Source organism: Sorangium sp. So ce185, assembly GCF_051526825.1.
Classification (GTDB): domain Bacteria; phylum Myxococcota_A; class Polyangia; order Polyangiales; family Polyangiaceae; genus Sorangium; species Sorangium cellulosum_D.
In genome coordinates this window covers 6657220-6675741 of the sequence record NZ_CP150316.1, presented here as the reverse complement: position 1 = coordinate 6675741, position 18522 = coordinate 6657220, and the positions used below count along the sequence as shown (strand labels likewise).

The window sequence follows — 18522 nt, the reverse complement described above, 5'->3', positions numbered from 1 at the left end:
CGCGGGAGGTTTGTGTGAGCCGATTCACAATCACGGAGGAGATCCAATCGGGTCTGGATACCGCTCTCTACCGCGGCTACCGGAATTCCGATCATGCGCCGATCTCGGTGAAGCTCCTCAAACGCTCCCACGAGAGCCCTCGAGAGGTCGCGAAGCTCCGCTACGAATACATGATGATGCGCGACCTCGGGCTGCCCGGGGTCGTCACGGCGTACGGCCTCGAGCGGCACGAGGGCGGCCTCGCCCTCGTCATGGAGGATCTCGGCGGGCAGGCGCTCCACGACGTCCTCAAGGCGCAGCGGCTCGACCTCCGGACGGCGCTCAGGATCGCGGCCTCCGTCGCGGAGACCCTGGACGCGCTCCATCGCCGGCACGTCATCCACAAGGACATCAACCCCAGGAACATCCTCGTCAACGTGCGCACGGGCGCGGCGAGGCTGAGCGACCTCAGCGTCGCGACGCGCCTGTCCCAGGAGATCCAGCCGGCGCAGAGCCCTGACGCGATCGAGGTGAGCCTCGCCTATATGTCGCCGGAGCAGACCGGCCGGATGAATCGCACCCTCGATCACCGGACCGACCTCTACTCGCTCGGCGTCGTGATGTACGAGGCGCTCACGGGCCGCCTGCCGTTCCCGTCGTCGGACCCGATGGAGATCGTGCACAGCCACATCGCGAGGAGGCCCGCGCCGCCTCACGAGGTCGCGCCCGAGGTCCCGAGGGTGGTCTCGGACATCGTGACGAAGCTCCTCGCGAAGGCCGCGGAGGACCGCTACCAGGGCGCCTTCGGGCTCGCGGTCGATCTGCGCGAGTGCCTCTCGCAGCTCGAGGCGAGCGGCGCGGTCGCGCCCTTCCCGCTGGGCCAGCGCGACCTCTCCGGCGAGCTCCACATCCCCCAGCGGCTCTACGGCCGCGAGGCCGAGACAAGGGATCTCCTGCTCGCGTTCGATCGCGTGGGCCAGGGGGGCGTCGAGCTGCTCCTGGTCGCCGGCTTCTCGGGCATCGGCAAATCGGTGCTGGTCAACGAGGTCCACAAGCCGATCGCGGCGCGGGGCGGCGCGTTCATCTCGGGCAAGTTCGATCTCCTGAACCGGAGCGTCCCGTACGCGCCGATCGCGAACGCCTTCCGGGACCTCCTCCGGGGGCACCTCCAGGGCTCCGACGAGGAGCTCGCGGGCCTGAAGGAGCGGCTGCTCGCCGCGCTCGGGCCGAACGCGCAGCTCATGATCGACCTCATCCCGGAGCTCTCGGCCGTCCTGGGGCCGCAGCCGGGCGTGCCGGAGCTCGGGCCCACCGAGGCGCAGAACCGGTTCGTCATCGTCTTCCAGAGCTTCCTGCGGGTCTTCGCCACGAGGGAGCGCCCGCTGGTGCTCTTCCTCGACGACCTGCAGTGGGCCGACGCGGCGTCGCTCCGGCTGCTCCAGGCCGTCCTCGCGAACCCGGAGAACGCGTACCTCCTCGTCCTCGGGGCGTACCGCGACAACGAGGTCGGCCCGGCCCACCCGCTCGCGCTGACGGTCGAGGAGATCAGGAAGGCGGGGGCGAAGCTCGGCGAGATCACGCTCAGGCCGCTCGCGCCGCCGACCGTCGCCCAGATCATCGCCGACACCTTCGTCACCGACACGGACCGGGTGGCGCCCCTCGCCGCGATCGTCTCCGAGAAGACGCAGGGCAACCCGTTCTTCATGAGCCAGCTCCTCGGGGCGCTCCACCGGGACAAGCTGATCGGCTTCAACGCGGGGACCGGAGCGTGGGAGTGGGATCTCGCGCGCATCCAGCAGGCGGACATCACGGACAACGTGGTCGTCCTCATGGTCGGCAAGATCCGGAAGCTCGCGCCCGGCACGCAGCGCATCCTGAAGCTCGCCGCGTGCATGGGCCACCAGTTCGAGCTGAGGACGCTGGCGATCATCCACGAGAAGACGCCCGCCGCGACGGCCGCCGATCTGTGGGAGGCGCTCCGCGAAGGGTACGTCGTGCCGCTCACGTCCGAGTACCGCTTCCTCCACGCGCCCAGGGGAGAGGAGGTCGAGGACCAGCACGACGTCGAGGCGCTCCGGATCTCGTACAAGTTCTTGCACGACCGCGTCCAGCAGGCCGCTTACTCGATGATCGAGGAGGACCGCCGGCAGGAGGTCCACCTGCAGATCGGCAGGCTGCTCAGGCGGTCTCGCGCGGACGAGGGGCACGTGGAGGACGTGTTCCAGATCGTCCACCACACGAACCTTGGCGCCGCGCTGATCGCCGAGCGCGGCGAGCAGGTGGACGTCGCGCGGCTGAACCTCGCGGCCGGCAAGCGGGCGAAGGCCGCGACCGCGTTTCAGACCTCCGTCGGGTACTTCCGCGCAGGCGCCGCGCTGCTCGGCGAGGCGGGGTGGGGCGACGAGTACGCGACGACGTTCGAGCTGTCCGCCGAGCTCGCCGAGTGCGAGTACCTGGTCGGCCGCCACGAGGAGGCGGAGGCGCTCTTCGACGTCATCCTGCGCCGGGCTCGATCGACGCTCGAACGAGCGCAGATCCTCAACCTGCGGGTCGTCCTCTACTGCATGCAGATCCGGTACGTCCAGGCCATGGACGTCGGGCGCGCCGCGCTCGCGCTCCTCGGCATCCGCGTGCCGGAGGCGCAGGACGAGTGTCAGGCCGCGCTCGAGGCGGAGCTCGCGGCGGTGCGCGCGAACCTCGGCGGGCGCCGGATCCGCGAGCTCGTCGACGCGCCGTCGATGACCGATCCCGAGCAGCTCATCGCGCTCAAGATCCTGGCGAACCTGTGGGGGGTGGCGTTCATCATCAACCCCGTGCTGCTCGCGCTCGTCTGCGTGATGCCGGCGAACATCTCCCTCAAGCACGGGCACTCGGAGGAGGCCGCCTTCGGATACCTGACCTACGGCTTCGTGCTGGCCACGCGCGGCGAGTACGACGCGGCCCACGAGTTCGGCCAGCTCGCGCTGGATCTCAACGAGAGATACAACAACATCTCCATCAAGTGCCGGCTTCACTACATGTTCGCGCTCAACGTGAGCTTCTGCAAGAAGTCGCTCCGTCTGTCGCTCGAGCATGCCCGGCGCGCCATGCGCGCAGGGCCAGAGTCGGGCGACCTGAACTATCTGTCGTATACCCTCTCGAACATCGTCTGGACGCGGATCGCCCTGGGCGACGAGCTCGGCGCCGTCGGCGAGGAGATAGAGAAGCTCCTCCTCCTGGTGCGGCAGACGTACAACGCGGCGAGCACGGCGAACGTGACGATCGGGCGGCAGCTCGTCGCCTGCCTCCGGGGGCGCACGGCGGGGCTCCACTCCATCGGGGACGAGACGCTGGACGAGCCGGCCTTCGTGGACAGCATCATGGCGCCAGAGCTCGTGAGCACGCTGTGCTGGTACGCCGCGGCCAAGCTCCGGCTGGCGCTGCTCGCCGAGGACTACGCCGGCGCGATCGAGATGGGGCGCATCGCCGACCAGACGATCGGCGGGAGCGCGGGCCTCATCCTGTCGGTCGACATGGCGTTCCACCTGTGCCTCGCGATCCTCGCGTTGCCCCCGGCGCAGGCGGCCCGGGAGCCGCTCGGCGGCATGCTCGCCCGCTACCGGGGCAAGGTCTTCTCGTACGCCGCGGGCTGCCCCGAGAATTTCGAGCACAAGCGCCTCCTGATCGAGGCGGAGGAGGCGCGCGCCGCCGGGCGCCTGATCGAGGCGATGGACCTTTACGATCGGTCGATCCAGGCAGCGAAGACGAACCGCTTCGTGCACGACGAGGCGCTCGCGAGCGAGCTCGCGGCCAGGTTCTATCTCGGCCTCGGCCGCGAGAAGGTCGCCGGCGTCTACATGATCGAGGCCCACCGGTGCTACCGCGCGTGGGGCGCGTCCGCGAAGGTGGCGCAGCTCGAGGGTCGATACGGCGCCCTCCTGGCCGCGCGCCCGCCCTCGGCGCCGGAGCGGCTCGGGCTGCCGGCGGGGCCGTCGGCGATCGATCTGATGGCGGTCATCAAGGCGTCCCAGGCGCTGTCCGACGAGATCGACCTGGAGCGATTGCTCCAGAAGCTCATGAGGATCACGATCGAGAACGCGGGCGCCGAGAAGGGGTACCTGCTCCGGGATCAGGCGGGGACGCTGCTCCTCGAGGCGGAGGCGTCCGCCGCCGGCACGGTGGTGAGCGTCTGCAACCCCGCAGCGCCGCTGCCTTCGTCGGCCGCGCCCATGACGCTGCTCGGGCATGTCCGGAGGGCGAGAGAGCGCGTCGTGCTCGACTATGCGGCGGGCGAGCCGCGGTTCGCGGACGACGAGTACATGCGGCTGAACCGGCCGAAGTCGGTGCTGTGCATCCCGCTCCTGCGGCAGGCCGCGCTCGTGGGTCTCCTTTACCTGGAGAACAACCTGACCGCCGGCGCGTTCACGCCGGAGCGGGCGCTGACGCTGGATCTCCTCGCGTCGCAGGCCGCGAGCTCGCTGGAGAACGCGCGGCTCTACGCGGAGCTGTCGAGGGAGAACGCCGAGCGCCGGCGGGCGGAGGAGGCGCTCCGGGAGCTCAACAGCGAGCTGGAGCTCCGGATCCACCAGCGGACGGCGCAGCTGCGGGTGGCCAACAAGGAGCTGGAGGCGTTCAGCCACTCCGTCTCGCACGACCTGCGCGCGCCGCTCCGGGTCATCGACGGGTTCAGCCTCGCGCTGATCGAGGATTACGGCGACAAGCTCGACGAGGAGGCACGCGACTTGCTCTCGCAGGTGCGGCGGGGGAGCCAGCGGATGTCGGAGCTCATCGATGACATGCTCAGGCTGTCGCGCGTGACGCGCGCCGAGATGCAGCGCGAGCGCGTCGACATGAGCGCGCTCGGGCGCGAGGTGCTCGCCGCGCTGCAGCGGCCTGAGCCGGATCGCGCCGTGGAGTGCGTCGTGGCGGAGGGGGTGGCGGCGGACGGCGACCCTCAGCTGCTCAGGATCGTGCTGGAGAACCTGCTCGGCAACGCGTGGAAGTTCACGAGCAAGCGGGCGGGCGCGCGGATCGAGCTCGGGCAGCTGGAGGGCGGGCAGGAGGAGCCGCGGGGCGGGCGCGCGACGTACTTCGTGCGCGACAACGGGGCCGGGTTCGACATGAGGTACGCCGCGAAGCTGTTCGGCGCGTTCCAGCGCCTGCACACCGAGGAGGAGTTCGCGGGGACCGGCGTCGGCCTCGCGACCGTACATCGCATCGTCGAGCGCCATGGAGGCCGCATCTGGGCCGAGGGCGCCGTCGACGAGGGAGCGACGTTTTATTTCACGCTCTAGGCCGGGATCTCATCTGTTCGCGAGGAGCGCCATGAACCACGGAACGAACCCCCTCGTCGATGGCAACGCGCGGGACGCTCGCGCGGGTCGCGACAAACGTCGGATGAACGCGGTCCCGCGGCCGGGGAGCGCGTCCTAGATGGGCACGCCGCTGCGCGTCCTCCTGGTCGAGGACTCCGAGCAAGACGCGCGGCTGATCCTGCGCGAGCTCAAGCGGGGGAGCTACGACCCGTCGCACGTGCGGGTGCACACGCCCGAGGGGATGACCGAGGCGCTCTCGCGGCAGGCGTACGACGTCGTGCTCTGCGATCACAGCATGCCCCGGTTCGACTCGCTGGCGGCGCTGCGCATGGTCAAGGAGCGCGGGCTGGATCTGCCCTTCATCATCGTCTCGGGCAGCATCGGTGAGACGACCGTCGCCGAGGTCATGCGGTCGGGCGCGAACGATTACGTATTGAAGGGCGAGCTCAGGCGCCTGGCGCCCGCGATCGAGCGCTCGCTGCGCGACGTGGCGGAGCGGGCGGAGCGCCGGCGCGCCGAGATCGCGCTCAAGGAGAGCGAGGAGCGGTTCGCCCTGGCCGTGCAGGGCTCGCGCGACGGGCTCTGGGACTGGAACCTGGCCGGCGGGGGCGCCTATTACTCCGATCGTTTCAAGGACGTCCTCGGCTGCCAGGACGGCGAGCTCGGCGATTCTATCGAGTCCTTCCTGGGCCTCGTCGACGGGGAGGACAGGGATCGGGTGGCGGCCGCGCTCCGCGGTCACCTGGAGCGGCGCGCGCCGTACGACGTGGAGTTCCGGCGCCGCACCGCCGCGGGCGAGCTGCGCTGGCTCTGCTCGCGCGGGCAGGCGCTCTGGGACGAGCAGGGGAGGGCGACGCGCATGGCGGGCTCGCTCAGCGACATCACGGCGCGCAAGCGGGCGGAGGCGGTGCTCCTCGACAAGCTCGACATCATCGAGCGGCAGCAGGAGGCGATCCGCCAGCTCTCGACGCCGATCATCGAGGTCTGGGAGGGCGTGATCACCATGCCGGTGTTCGGGTCCGTCGACGAGCGCCGCGCCGAGCAGATGATGGAGGTGCTGCTCCAGGCGATCATGCGCACCCGCTGCGGCTCGGCCATCATCGACCTGACCGGCGCCGACGGCATCGACCACCGCACGGGCGATCACATCGTGAGGCTCGTCCGCGCCGTCGAGCTCCTCGGGGTGCGCGGGATCGTGGTGGGCATCCGGCCCGAGGTGGCGCAGACCATCGTGTCGCTCGGCGTGGATCTCTCGAGGATCCACACGCTCGCGAACCTCCGTGACGCCCTGGTCCACTGCATGCAGGGCCCCGCGCGGAGGGAGTCGCGGCGCTGAGCGTCCGCGGGGAGGGCCGCTCGTCGACCTCCTGGGAGACCCGCTGGGGCTCGCCCCGGCCTACAGGCGCACCACCTTGGACTTGTCCCCGTCCAGCGTCCGCAGCGCGTCGCGCGTGTCGACGATGAGCTTCGACTCCGAGAGCATCCGGGCATAGTCGGTGTCAGAGTGGTCGGTCACCACCACCACCGCGTCATAGCGTCCGTAGTCGACGCTCGGGCATACGCTCCTCAGCTCCAGCCCGTGCTCGCGGACCTCGGGCACGTGCCGATCGACGTAGTCGACCTCGGCCCCCAGGCTGCGCAGGCCGTGGATCACGTCGATCGCCGGCGACTCGCGGTAATCGGCGACGTCCTTCTTGTAGGCCACGCCCGAGACGAGCACCTTCGCGCCGTTCGCCGGCACCCTGCGCCGGTTCAGCGACTCGTGCACCAGGGAGACGACCTCGCCCGGCATCGCGCTGTTGATGCTGTCCGCGACGTCGATGAAGCGCGCCTGGTACTTGAGCCCGCGCATGCGCCAGGACAGATAGAGCGGATCGATGGGAATGCAGTGCCCCCCGAGCCCTGGCCCCGGATAGAAGGGCATGAAGCCGAAGGGCTTGGTCGCCGCCGCGCGGATCACCTCCCACACGTCGACGCCGAGCCGCCGCGACATCAGCGCGACCTCGTTCACGAGGCCGATATTCACGGCGCGGAACGTGTTTTCGAAGAGCTTGACCATCTCGGCCGTGTCGGTGCTGCCGACCGGCACGAGCGTGTCGATGATCGCCCCATAGAGGGCCCTCCCCACGGCGAGGCACGCCGGCGTCATTCCGCCGATGACCTTGGGCGTGTTGCGCGTCTTCCACTGCGCATTGCCCGGATCCACGCGCTCGGGGCTGAAGGCGACGAACACGTCCTTGCCGAGTTCGTAGATCCCGCGCGTCAGCGTGGGCGCGAGCACCTCGCGCGTCGTGCCCGGGTAGGTCGTCGACTCCAGCACGATGAGCATCTCGGCGTGCTGCCGCGCCGCGATCTCCTCCATCGCCTGGGTGACGAAGCTCATGTCCGGATCCTTGTTCTTGCTCAGCGGCGTCGGCACGCAGACGACGACGGCGTCCGCGGCGCTGAGGACGCCCAGATCGGCGGACGCCGTGAGCTTCCCGGCGTCGACGAGCGGCTCGAGCTCCGCGGAGCGGATATCGTCGATGTACGATTCGGCGCGGCCGAGCCGGCGCACCTTTTCGGGGTCCTTGTCATAGCCCGTCACGGCGAAGCCCGCCCTGGCGAGCTCGACCGCGAGCGGCAAGCCGACGTAGCCCACGCCCACCACAACCACGTTTGCCTCTCGGCGCTCAATCTTCCTGAGGAGTTTTTCCATCTCTCGGTCTCTGTGCTTGGTTCATTCGATGCTGGCCCGCGGGCGGCGCGGCGCTGCCCCTCGGCGCGATCGCCTCGCCTCGCGCGCGCGGCCAGGTTGGGGTTATCGCCTCACTCGACCGTGACGCTCTTGGCCAGGTTGCGAGGTTTGTCGACGTCCCTCCCGAGGAGGGACGCGACATGGTATGCGAGGAGCTGCAGAGCCACGGCGTTCACCACGGGGCTCAGCAGCTCGTCCGTGCGAGGGACCCGGATCACGTCGTCCGCGTGGCGGGCCGCCTCCGCGTCTCCATCGCTGACGAGGGCGATGATCCTCCCGGATCGCGCCCTGACCTCCTGGATGTTGCTGAGGACCTTCTCGAGGAGGGGGCACTCGGTCGCGATGACGACCACGGGGAGGCCCTCGTCGATGATCGAGATCGGGCCGTGCTTCATCTCTCCGGCGGCGTGCGCTTCGGCGTAGACGTAGCTCAGCTCCTTCAGCTTGAGGGCGCCTTCGAACGCGCTCGGGGCGTTCACGCCGCGCCCCAGGAACAGCCAGCCGCGGGCGTCCCTGTATTTGGCGGCGATCCGCTCGATCTCCGCGACGCGCGCCTCGTCGAGCGCCTCGTCGACGACGCTCGGCAGGTCGCGGAGCTCGGCGGAGAGCTCGGCCGCGCGCGCGGGGCTCAGGGCCCCACGCGCGCGGCCGAGCCAGAGCGCGAACAGGAGCAGCGCGCTGAGCTGGGCGGTGTACGCCTTGGTGCTGGCGACGCCGATCTCCGGCCCGGCGTGGACGTAGAGGACCTCGTGCGCCTCGCGGGTCATGCTGCTCCCCTGGACATTGATGATGCCGAGCGTCCTCGCGCCGAGCCGCTTCGCCTCGCGGAGGGCCTCGATGGTATCCATGGTCTCGCCGGATTGGCTGATGGCGATCACCAGCGTCCGCTCGTCGACGATCGGCTGGCGATACCGGTACTCGCTCGCGATGTCGACCTCGACCGGCACCCGGGCGAGCCGCTCGATGAGGTGCTCACCGACGAGGCCAGCGTGGTACGCGGTGCCGCATCCGATGATCTGGACGCGATCGATCGAGGAAGGGTCGAGGCGCAGGTCGAGCCGCGCCTCTCCGGCGCCGCCGCGCAGGCCGCCCGCGATGGTGTGCTCGACGACCCGGGGCTGCTCGTGGATCTCCTTGAGCATGAACGTATCGCAGTCGCCCTTCTCGGCGGCCTCGGCGCTCCAGTCGACGAGGGTGGGGGGGCGCGCGCGCGGCCCTCCCCCGAGATCCGTGACGTCGTAGCCCTGGCTGCGCAGGACGACGAGATCGCCGTCCTGCAGGAACACCACGCGGCGCGTGTAAGGGAGCAGCGCCAGCACGTCTGACGCGAGGAACATCTCGCCGTCGCCGACGCCGATCACGAGGGGGCTGACGCTGCGGGCCGCGACGATCTCCTCGTGCTCGGCGTGCGCGACGACGACGGCGTACGCGCCGCGCACCTCCGCGAGGGCCGCGCGGACCGCGCCCGCGAGATCTCCCCGGTACTTCTCCGCGATGAGGTGCGCGAGGACCTCGGAGTCGGTCTCGGAGCGGAACGCGTGGCCCTGGGCGGCGAGCCGATCCTTGAGCGGGCGGTAGTTCTCGATGATCCCGTTATGGCTGACGACGATGGCCCCATCCTCACTGGCGTGAGGGTGAGCGTTGCGGTCGTCGGGCGCGCCGTGCGTCGCCCACCGGGTGTGACCGAGGCCGAGCATCCCGCGGACCGAGCGCAGCTTCAGCTCTCCCGCGAGGCCGGCGAGCGGCCCGCCCTTCTTGTAGACCTCGATGCCCGTCACCGTGCGAATCGCGAGGCCCGCGCCGTCATGGCCGCGGTACTCGATCCGGGCGAGCTTGTCGAGGAGCACTTCCTTTGCGTCGCGATAACCCACGTAGCCAACGATTCCACACATGGTTTGCACCCGATGACGAGGAGGCGCCTCAGCGCCTCACAGGACGCCCCGTGAAGCGATGGACCGCTGTTCGTCCGAGGGCGCGTGCATCCGTCATGCCACGCCGCGCATTCCGGCGAGGACCGCGCCTCGACCTGGCCGCGCGCCGGACAGGCGGGCATGACCGCGGACGCCGCGCAAGGCGGCATTGCGTGACCGCGCCAACCGTTGCTCGCCGCCTGGCGCTCGTTTGAGCGGCTCGCAGCGGCTCGCAGCGGCTCGCAGCGGCTCGCGCGGAATGCGGGCGCGTTGGCGCTCCGATCCGGCTTGGCGCGCGACGAGCGCCCTCGACATCGACACGCGGCACGGCCGTTGCTCAAGGCAGGGGCAAGAGGCCAGCGCGCCTACGCTGGATGATCGATCCAGCAGGGGAGTCGCGCGCGCGCCGGGCAAGCTCGCCCGCGCAGCGAGGGTGCTGATGGGCGAGCTTGCCCGGCGCGCGGAGGCCTCGAGGAGAGGTGGAACTACATGGGAAAATACTTCGGCACCGACGGCGTACGCGGTATCGCAAACTTGGAATTGACGCCAGAGCTCGCCTTCCGGCTCGGTCGCTGCGGCGGCCACGCGCTGGCGGGCGAGGGGAGCGGCGCGACCTTCGTCGTCGGGCGCGATACGCGCGTCTCCGGCCCGATGCTGGAGGCGGCGATCGTCGCTGGGCTCTCTTCTATCGGTGCTTCCGTCATCCATCTCGGCGTCGTGACGACGCCGGTCGTCGCGTACCTCACCAGGCACCTCGGTGCGCGGGCAGGGATCATGATCTCGGCATCGCACAATCCAGCCGAGGACAACGGCGTCAAATTCTTCGGCGCGGACGGCTTCAAGCTGCCGGACGAGATGGAAAAGGCGATCGAGCAGCTGCTCGACGCGCCGGAGGACAGGCTGCCGCGCCCGGTCGGCGGACAGCTCCGCGCGGCGTCGGTCGACGCACAGGCGAAGGAGGCGTACCTGCGCCACCTCAAGGCGGCCGTGCCGGCGCGCTTCGACGGGGCGCGGGTCGTGCTCGATTGCGCCAACGGGGGCGCGTACGAGCTCGCGCCCCGCGTCTTCCGGGAGCTCGGCGCGGACGTGGTCGCGATCGGGGTGGCGCCCAACGGATTGAACATCAATGATGCGTGTGGCTCGCTGCACGTCGAGGCGCTGCGAGAAGAGGTCTTGCGGCGCGGCGCGCAGCTGGGGCTGTCCTTCGACGGCGACGCGGACCGGCTTGTGGCCGTCGACGAGCGCGGGGCGGTGGTCGACGGTGATGAGATCCTCTATGTCTGCGCGTCGGCCGCGAAGCGAGAGCGCCGGCTGGCGAAGGACACGATCGTCACGACGGTGATGAGCAATGCGGGGCTCGCGCAGGCGGCCGGGCGGCTCGGCGTCGCGACGAAGCGGACCGAGGTCGGGGACCGCCACGTCGTCGCAGAGATGCGGCGCGGCGGCTACAACCTGGGCGGGGAGCCGTCAGGGCACGTCGTCTGGCTGGACCACGCGACGACCGGCGACGGGATCTTGGCAGGGCTCTTGCTGCTCGACGTCGTGAGGCGGACGGGCCGTCGGCTCAGCGAGCTGACACGACCGTTCGAGAGGCTCCCGCAGGTCCGCGCCGATGTGATGGTCGCCGACAGGAACAGGTTGAGCGGCAATCCGGCGATCGCCGCGGTCGTCCGCAGGGTGGAGCGAGAGCTCGGCGCCGGCGGGCGCATGGTGGTCCGCGCGTCCGGGACCGAGCCGGTCGTCCGCATCATGGCCGAAGGCCTGGAGCGGCCTCGGATCGAGGCGTACGTCAAGGAGCTCGCCGACGTGATCGCGCGCGAGCTGTCGTGCTCGCTGAACGCATGAGCGCGCGCGACCAGGAGCGAAAGATGTTTCAGCAGCTGATTGTAGGATTCGGCAAGGCAGGGCGAGATCTGCACCTGACCTGCCTGCGCAAGGCGCGACACAGGCCGGAGGGGCGAGGGCTGTTCGATGAGCGCATCGGCGTCGTCGATCCGCTCGTCGCCTCGGGAGGCGCGCTCCAGGGCGCGGCCGGCCTCCCGGCCTATCCCTCGATCGCCGACGCGCGCGGAGCCTTCGATCCGCGGCGCACGGTGGTCCACATCTGCACGGGGCCGTCGGAGCACTACCCGGTGTTCGTCGCGGCCGTCTCCGCCGGGTTCCGCCGCTTCGTCGTGGAGAAGCCGTTCACCATCCATGTCTCGGATGCGCGCGCGATCCTCGCCCTCGAGCGGGAGGCCGGCCTCGACGTCGCCGTCGTGAGCAACTGGCTCTCGAGCCCGGTGACGGCGCGCCTCAAGGCGATCATCGACAGCGGTGAGCTCGGCGCGCTCGAGCGGATGGTCATCGAGAGCAGCAAGCCGCGCATCAACCGCACGCTGGCGAGCAGCAGCCATCAGACCGCCTTCGACGTCGAGATGCCTCACCAGATCGCGCTGGCGCTCGCCCTCGGCGGGACCGAGGCCGCGGTCCTCCACGCCGAGTGCACCGATCTCTCCGCCGCCTCGGGCACGGTGCCTCACATGGGCGGCGCGACCATCGCGACGATGCACGGCGATCGCGTGGCCGCGGTCTGCCACTCCGATCTCGGCTGCCCGATGCGCAAGCGCGACGTCATCCTCGAGCTCGAGCGCGGAACGGTCATTGGATATTACCAGACCGGCGCCGACGACAACCACGCCTGGGTCAAGGTCTTCAGCGGCGACGGCCGCCTCGTCGCGACGGACGTGTACGAGGACGACCCCCTGAGCACCTGCTTCATCGAATATTATCGTCACTTCGCCGCTCAGGGGCCCGAGCCGCTGAGCAGCGTGGAGTTCAACACGGGGGTGGTGGACGTCATCGCCCGCGCCAAGGTCCTGAGCGGCCTCCTCCATCCGGCCGGCGTGCCGGACGCCGTCCTGCGCGGGGCCGGGAGGTCGCGAGGGCGCGCGGGCGCGGGCGCGCCCGCCGCCTGCTCGGAGCTCGCCGCCGAGCTCTCGTCGGGCGCCGCACGGGCGCTCATGCCGCCGCCCGTCGCGGCGCGGAGCTTCAAGCAACGGAGTCGTACATGACAGCAGTTATCCCGTTTTACACGTGCGCGGCGTCGCTCGAGCGGCAGCGCGGCGAGATCGACGCCCTGATCGACGAGCTCTTCGCCGGCGGGTCGTTCACCGACGGCGCGCTCGTCCGCCGCCTCGAGCGGCGCATCGCCCTCTTCACGGAGGCGCGCCACACGATCGCCTGCGGCAACGCCACTGACGCCCTCACCATCATGCTCATGGCCGCGGGCGTCGGGCCCGGCGACGAGGTCATCGTCCCTTCGTTCAGCTTCTTCGCGTCCGCGTCCTCCATCGCGCACGCGGGGGCCAAGCCGGTCTTCGTCGATATCGATCCGGTCACGTACGCGATGGATCCAACCCAGATCTCCGCGGCCGTCACGCGGCACACCAGGGCCGTCATGCCGGTCCACCTGTTCACGCAGATGGCCGATATGCCCGCCATCGTCGACGTCGCCCGCCACCACGGCCTGCTCGTCCTCGAGGACAGCGCCGAGGGCATCGGGATGTGGCTCGGCGGACAGCACGCTGGCCTCATCGGCGACGCCGGGGTCCTCTCGTTCTTCCCGACCAAGACGCTGGGGGCGTTCGGCGACGCCGGCATGGTCCTCACGAACGACGACCGGCTCGCCGAGGCCGCGCTCATGCTCCGCAACCACGGCCAGAGGGAGGGCGAGCCCCAGGTCTATCGCCGCCTCGGCTTCAACAGCCGCATGGACAGCCTCCAGGCGGCGATCCTCCTGGTGCGCCTCGGGCGCTTGCCCCAGGACATCGCCAGGCGCGCCGCGCTCGCCGCCCTGTACGATCGCGGCCTCGCCGGCCTCTCCCCCAGCGTCTCGACGCCGCGCATCCGGCGCCGCCCCGAGGGCGCGGGCCCCGTCTACTACGTCTATCTGATCGAGTGCGAGCAGCGCGACGCGCTCGCCTCTCACCTCGCCCGAGAGGGGATCGGGACCGAGACCTACTACCCTGTGCCGCTGCACCTGCAGCCTTGTTTTCGGGGGCTCGGCTACGTGCGCGGCGACATGCCCGTCGCGGAGCGCGCCTGCACCCGGACGCTCGGCCTCCCGATGTATCCGGACATGACGTCCGGACAGGTCGAGCGCGTCTGCGGCGCCATCGCCGATTTCTTCCAGCGCGGAGGCGCCCGATGAAGATCGCGTACTTCGATTATGCGAGGCGCTTCGGCGCCGACGCGGCGCTCGTCAAGCAGCTCGTGGCCGAGGTGGGCGCCTCGGGCGCGTTCATCCTGAAACAGCGCGTCTCCGAGCTCGAGGAGGCCATCAAGGGCCAGACCGGCGCCGCCCACGCCGTCGCCGTGTCGAACGGCACGGACGCGCTGCTCATCGCGCTGGCGTCCCTCGGCGTCGGCCCGGGCGTCGACGTGCTGACGCCCGCCTTCTCGTTCATCTCCACGGCGAGCGCGCCGGCCCTCCTGGGTGCCCGGCCGGTCTTCGTCGACGTGAACCCCGACACCGGCACCATCGCCGCCGACGAGCTCGCGCGCCGGCGCACGCCGGAATCGAAGGTCGTCATCGCCGCTCATCTCTTCTCCTCGCTCGCCGCGATGGCCGAGATCCAGGCCGCCGCGAGGGCGCTCGGCCTCCGCGTCCTGGAGGACAGCGCCGTCGCGCTCGGCGCGAGGACAGCGGGTGTTCCCGCGGGGCTCGCGGGCGACGTGGGCGTCTATTCCTTCTTTCCCGCGAAGCCCCTCGGCGGCATCGGCGACGCCGGGATGATCGTCTCCAACGACGCCGCGCTCGGCGACATGTGCCGGCGGCTGCGCAATCACGGCCAGGACGGCGTCACACGCTTTCTGCATCACCACCTGGGATGGAACCACCGAATGGATGAAATCGTGGCTGCCTACCTGACGACGAAGCTCGCGCGGCTCCCCGCGCTGCACGCGCGCCGCCGCGCCATCGGCGAGCGCTACGACGCCGAGCTCGGCAAGCTCGGCGCCGCGATCAGGCCGCTCGCGTCCGCGCCGGGCGAGCGCGTGTTCTATACCTATGTCATCCGCGCCGAGCGCCGTGACGCGCTCCGCGCCCACCTCTTCGAGCGCGGCGTCGAGACCCAGCTCTATTACTCGGTGCCCCTGCACCTGCAGCCGTGCTTTGCCCACCTCGGGCACGTGGCAGGCGACTTCCCCGGTGCCGAGACGCTCTCGCGCGAGGCGCTGGCGCTGCCCCTCTATGCAGAGATGACGGACGCCGAAGCGGATTACGTCGTCTCCGCGGTCAGGAGCTTCCATGCGTGAGGCGCCTCCCGTGCTCCTCGCCGGCGTGGGCGACGAGGCCTCTCCGGACCTCGACGGCCAGCTGGCGGCGCTGCGCCGCCTCGGCTTTCGGGGCATCGAGCTCCGCACCCTGGACGGCGTCGCCGTCGCCGACCTCGACCCCGCGCGCTTCTCCGCCGCCGCGCGCCGCATCGCGGACGACGGGATGAGCGTCGTGGCCCTGGCGAGCCGGATAGGCGGCTGGGCGCGCCCGGTCTCTGGGCCGTTCGGCCGCGACCTGGGAGAGCTCAGGATCCTCGCCGACCGCGCCCACGCGCTCGGCTGCAGGTTCATCCGCATCATGTCCTATCCGAACCAGGGGCTCGACGGCGCCGGCTGGCGCCGCGAAGCCATGCGTCGGGTCGCCGAGCTCGTCGAGCTCGCCGCGGCGCTCGACGTCACGCTCCTCCACGAGAACTGCTCGGGCTGGGCCTCCCAGGGCGTGGAGCAAACCCTCGCGATGCTGCGCGAGATAGCGAGCCCCCATCTGGGGCTCCTGTTCGACGTCGGCAACGTGCGCGTCGCGGACCAGGACCCCGTCGCGTTCCTCGGTCGCGTTCTCCCGCACGTGCGCCACGTCCACGTCAAGGATGTCGTTTGGGACGCCGACGGCGCCGCCCAGTTCACCTGGCCGGGCGAAGGTGAAGCCCAGCTCGCCGAGTGCCTGTCGATGCTCGAGGCGGCGGGCTATGCCGGCGCCATCGCCATCGAGCCGCACCTGGCCCACATCCCTCACCTCGGCATCACCGCCGACACAGCCACGCTGCGAGAGTGCTTCGTCGAGTTCGGCGGCCGCTTCGAGCGCATCGCCCGGACCGTCTGGCGCGCAGGGAGGAGTCAATGAACGATCCGCAGATCCGTTTCACCCCCGAGCACCTCGAGCACCTCCTCGGCTTGCTTGCGATCGACACGACGAGCCCCATGGAGACCGGCGTGCCGAGCGACATCCCGGACGCTCAGCGGGCCTTCCGCGACTTCGCGGTTTCCCGCGGCTTCACCGAAGCTTACCTGGGCGCTCCGTGCGCATCGGTCCTGAGCGGCGCGCACGTCCCGGTCTCCGTGCGTGAGGTGGCCGCGAGGATGGGCGGCGCGTTCCTCGCGTCGCAGCCGAACCTGGTCCTCCGCGCCGGAGGAGGCCGCCCGGCGGCTCGCACCGTGATGTTCAACCTCCACATGGACACGGTCGCTGGGCACGTCCCCGTCGCGTGCGAGGACGGGATCGTCACCGGCCGCGGCGCCGTCGACATGAAAGGCCCCGGCGTCGCGGTGCTCGCCGGCATCGAGGCGGCCATGCGCCAGGATCCCCGCCTCGCGGGCGAGATCCAGGTGCTCGTCCAGTCGGTCGCCGGCGAGGAAGGCGGCGCCATGGGCGTCTACGGGACCAAGGCCCTCGTGGACCTCGGCTACGTCGGCCGATTGAACGTCTTCGCCGAGCCGAGCGAGGGCCACTTCTTCGACCGTTCGACCACGTCGATGACGGCCCGCGTCTCGGTCGAGGGGGTCGGCTCGACCGACGACGCGCCCCACGCCGGCCAGAACGCCACGGTCATCCTCGCCGCCGTCTCCCTGCGGTTCGCCCGCGATCTGGTCGCGGACGTGCGTCGCATCGGCGGCAAGATCTGTGTCGCCGGCATCCACACCGGCAGGATGCATAACCGGGTTTACGGCGAGGGGGCGCTGCTCGTCAACTTCGCGTACTCCACGATGGCCCAGGCCGAGGCGATCGAGGAGGCGACCGAGATCCGCTTCGCGGAGGCCCTCCAGGGCCTCGCGACCGATTTCGCCGGCTCCGAGGTCCTCGGCGCGACGGCCTCGGCCGCGCGCGCCGTGACGCGGCTCGAATGGCTCAAGCGCCGCCTCCCGACGCTCGACAACCGCGATGAGGCCATGAGGCGCGTCCTCGCGGCGGCCGGCATCGGCCGGACGCCGCCCGCGCTCGCGCATCGCGCGTTCACCTGCGACGCCATGTGGGCGCAACGCCCCGACCGCTACACGGTCGTCTACGGCCCTTGCAGCCTGGAGCACAACCGCGCGCACGCCGACGGCGAGTTCATCGCCGTGGCCGACCTCGAGCGGTTCGCCCGCGAGGTCGAGGCCATCGTCCTCGCCTTCGGCGACCACTGTCGCAGCGGCGCCGCCCTTCTCGATGAGGAGTCGATATGAGCAAACTGAACATCTCTCTCGATGAGCTGCGGCGCTTCGCGGCCGACGCCCTGACCCGGGCCGGCCTCGCGCCGGCGCACGCCCGCATCGCGGCCGAGCCGCTCGTCTACGCGGACAAAAAGGGCTTCGATACCCACGGCATCGCCAATCTCGGCCGCATCTACGTGGCCAAGCTGAGGAGCGGCCGCATCCGCGGCGACGCCGAGCCGCGCATCCTCAAGGACGAGGGCGCGACGGCGCTCATCGACGGTCAGGACGGCCTCGGCCTCGTGACCGGCGTCAAGGCGATGCGCCTCGCGATGGACAAGGCGGCGGCGTACGGCGTCGGCGCCGTCGCCGTGCGCCGCAGCTCCCATTTCGGTCCGGCCGGCTACTACGCCGAGCTCGCGCTCGAGCGCGGCATGGTCGGTATCGCCATGTCGAACCTCGGCTCCCAGACGATCGCTCGCCCGCCGCATGGCGGGGCGAAGATCGTCGGGACCAACCCGATCTGCCTCGCCGCCCCCGGCGGGGAGATGCCGGCCTTCGTCCTGGATATGAGCACGACCGTCGTCTCGACCGGCAGGGTCCGCGCCGCGGCCCGCCTGGGCGAGCGCATCCCCGAAGGCTGGCTCGTCGACGAGCACGGCGCTCCGGTCACCGATCCGGCCTCGTACGACGCCGGCACGGGGCACCTCCAGCTGCTCGGCGGCCAGCCCGAGACCGGCGGGTGGAAGGGTCTGGGCCTGGCCCTCTGGGTGGACATCCTCTGCGGCGCCCTCGCCGGCGCCGCGGCCGGCCCGGATCCAGACCTCTTCGGCCCCTCGGGCGAGGCCCGCTCCCGCGACGATCGCGACGTCGGCCACTTCTTCCTCGCCCTGGACATCCGCCGCTTCGGTGAGCTGTCGGAGTTCCAGCGGCGAATGGACCGGATCCTCGCTGGCGTCGTCGAGTGCCCGGCCAACGGGCCGGGCCGGCGCGTCACTTACCCTGGATATCTGGAGCACGAGCGCCGCCGCGCCCTGCGCGTCGACGCGGTGAGCGTGGATTCCGACCTGCTCGCGGCGCTCGGCGGGCTGGCCCGTGAGCTGGGGATCAAGCCCCTCGAGACCCTCGTTGAAGAAGGAGATGCAGCGTGACGGTG

The 18522-nt window shown here is 70.7% G+C and carries 11 protein-coding genes; 9 read left to right on the top strand and 2 right to left on the bottom strand.

The window, feature by feature from the left end; all coding sequences use genetic code 11:
* The first annotated feature begins 14 nt into the window (after positions 1-14).
* Positions 15-5252, top strand: a complete 5238-nt coding sequence (locus WMF26_RS24470; RefSeq protein WP_438002263.1) for an AAA family ATPase — start codon at positions 15-17, stop codon at positions 5250-5252.
* Positions 5253-5391: 139 nt separating this feature from the next.
* Entirely contained in the window at positions 5392-6609 is a 1218-nt protein-coding gene (locus WMF26_RS24465) for a PAS domain-containing protein (RefSeq protein ID WP_438002262.1), read from the top strand.
* A gap of 60 nt (positions 6610-6669) precedes the next feature.
* On the opposite strand, the gene WMF26_RS24460 is transcribed toward WMF26_RS24465, so the two are convergent.
* The gene (locus WMF26_RS24460) at positions 6670-7920 is read right to left on the bottom strand and encodes a nucleotide sugar dehydrogenase (RefSeq protein ID WP_438002261.1); all 1251 of its coding nucleotides are present in this window, start codon (positions 7918-7920) and stop codon (positions 6670-6672) included.
* 161 nt (positions 7921-8081) lie between these two features.
* Positions 8082-9902 (bottom strand): glutamine--fructose-6-phosphate transaminase (isomerizing), encoded by a 1821-nt coding sequence (gene glmS, locus WMF26_RS24455; protein WP_438002260.1) that lies wholly within the window; start codon positions 9900-9902, stop codon positions 8082-8084.
* Between the two features lie 507 nt (positions 9903-10409).
* On the opposite strand from glmS, the gene glmM reads away from it, so the two are divergent.
* The 7 genes from glmM to WMF26_RS24420 are packed head-to-tail and all read left to right on the top strand — an operon-like array spanning position 10410 to position 18517.
* Positions 10410-11765: a phosphoglucosamine mutase gene (gene glmM, locus WMF26_RS24450; RefSeq protein ID WP_438002259.1), complete on the top strand. Its 1356-nt coding sequence runs from the start codon at positions 10410-10412 to the stop codon at positions 11763-11765.
* A 23-nt stretch (positions 11766-11788) separates the two neighbouring features.
* Positions 11789-12973, top strand: coding sequence for a Gfo/Idh/MocA family protein (locus tag WMF26_RS24445; RefSeq protein WP_438002258.1), 1185 nt, complete (start codon positions 11789-11791; stop codon positions 12971-12973).
* On the top strand, positions 12970-14112 hold the full coding sequence (locus tag WMF26_RS24440) for a DegT/DnrJ/EryC1/StrS family aminotransferase (protein WP_438002257.1): 1143 nt from the start codon (positions 12970-12972) through the stop codon (positions 14110-14112). The genes WMF26_RS24445 and WMF26_RS24440 overlap by 4 nt, the downstream gene beginning before the upstream one ends.
* Positions 14109-15218 carry a DegT/DnrJ/EryC1/StrS family aminotransferase gene (locus tag WMF26_RS24435; protein ID WP_438002256.1) on the top strand — a complete coding sequence of 370 codons (1110 nt, stop codon included), beginning with the start codon at positions 14109-14111 and terminating at the stop codon, positions 15216-15218. Before WMF26_RS24440 ends, WMF26_RS24435 begins: the two co-directional genes overlap by 4 nt.
* On the top strand, positions 15211-16080 hold the full coding sequence (locus WMF26_RS24430; protein WP_438002255.1) for a sugar phosphate isomerase/epimerase family protein: 870 nt from the start codon (positions 15211-15213) through the stop codon (positions 16078-16080). The genes WMF26_RS24435 and WMF26_RS24430 overlap by 8 nt, the downstream gene beginning before the upstream one ends.
* The gene (locus tag WMF26_RS24425; protein WP_438002254.1) at positions 16077-17399 is read left to right on the top strand and encodes a M20/M25/M40 family metallo-hydrolase; all 1323 of its coding nucleotides are present in this window, start codon (positions 16077-16079) and stop codon (positions 17397-17399) included. Before WMF26_RS24430 ends, WMF26_RS24425 begins: the two co-directional genes overlap by 4 nt.
* Positions 17396-18517 (top strand): Ldh family oxidoreductase, encoded by a 1122-nt coding sequence (locus WMF26_RS24420; RefSeq protein ID WP_438002253.1) that lies wholly within the window; start codon positions 17396-17398, stop codon positions 18515-18517. The genes WMF26_RS24425 and WMF26_RS24420 overlap by 4 nt, the downstream gene beginning before the upstream one ends.
* Positions 18518-18522 lie beyond the last annotated feature (5 nt).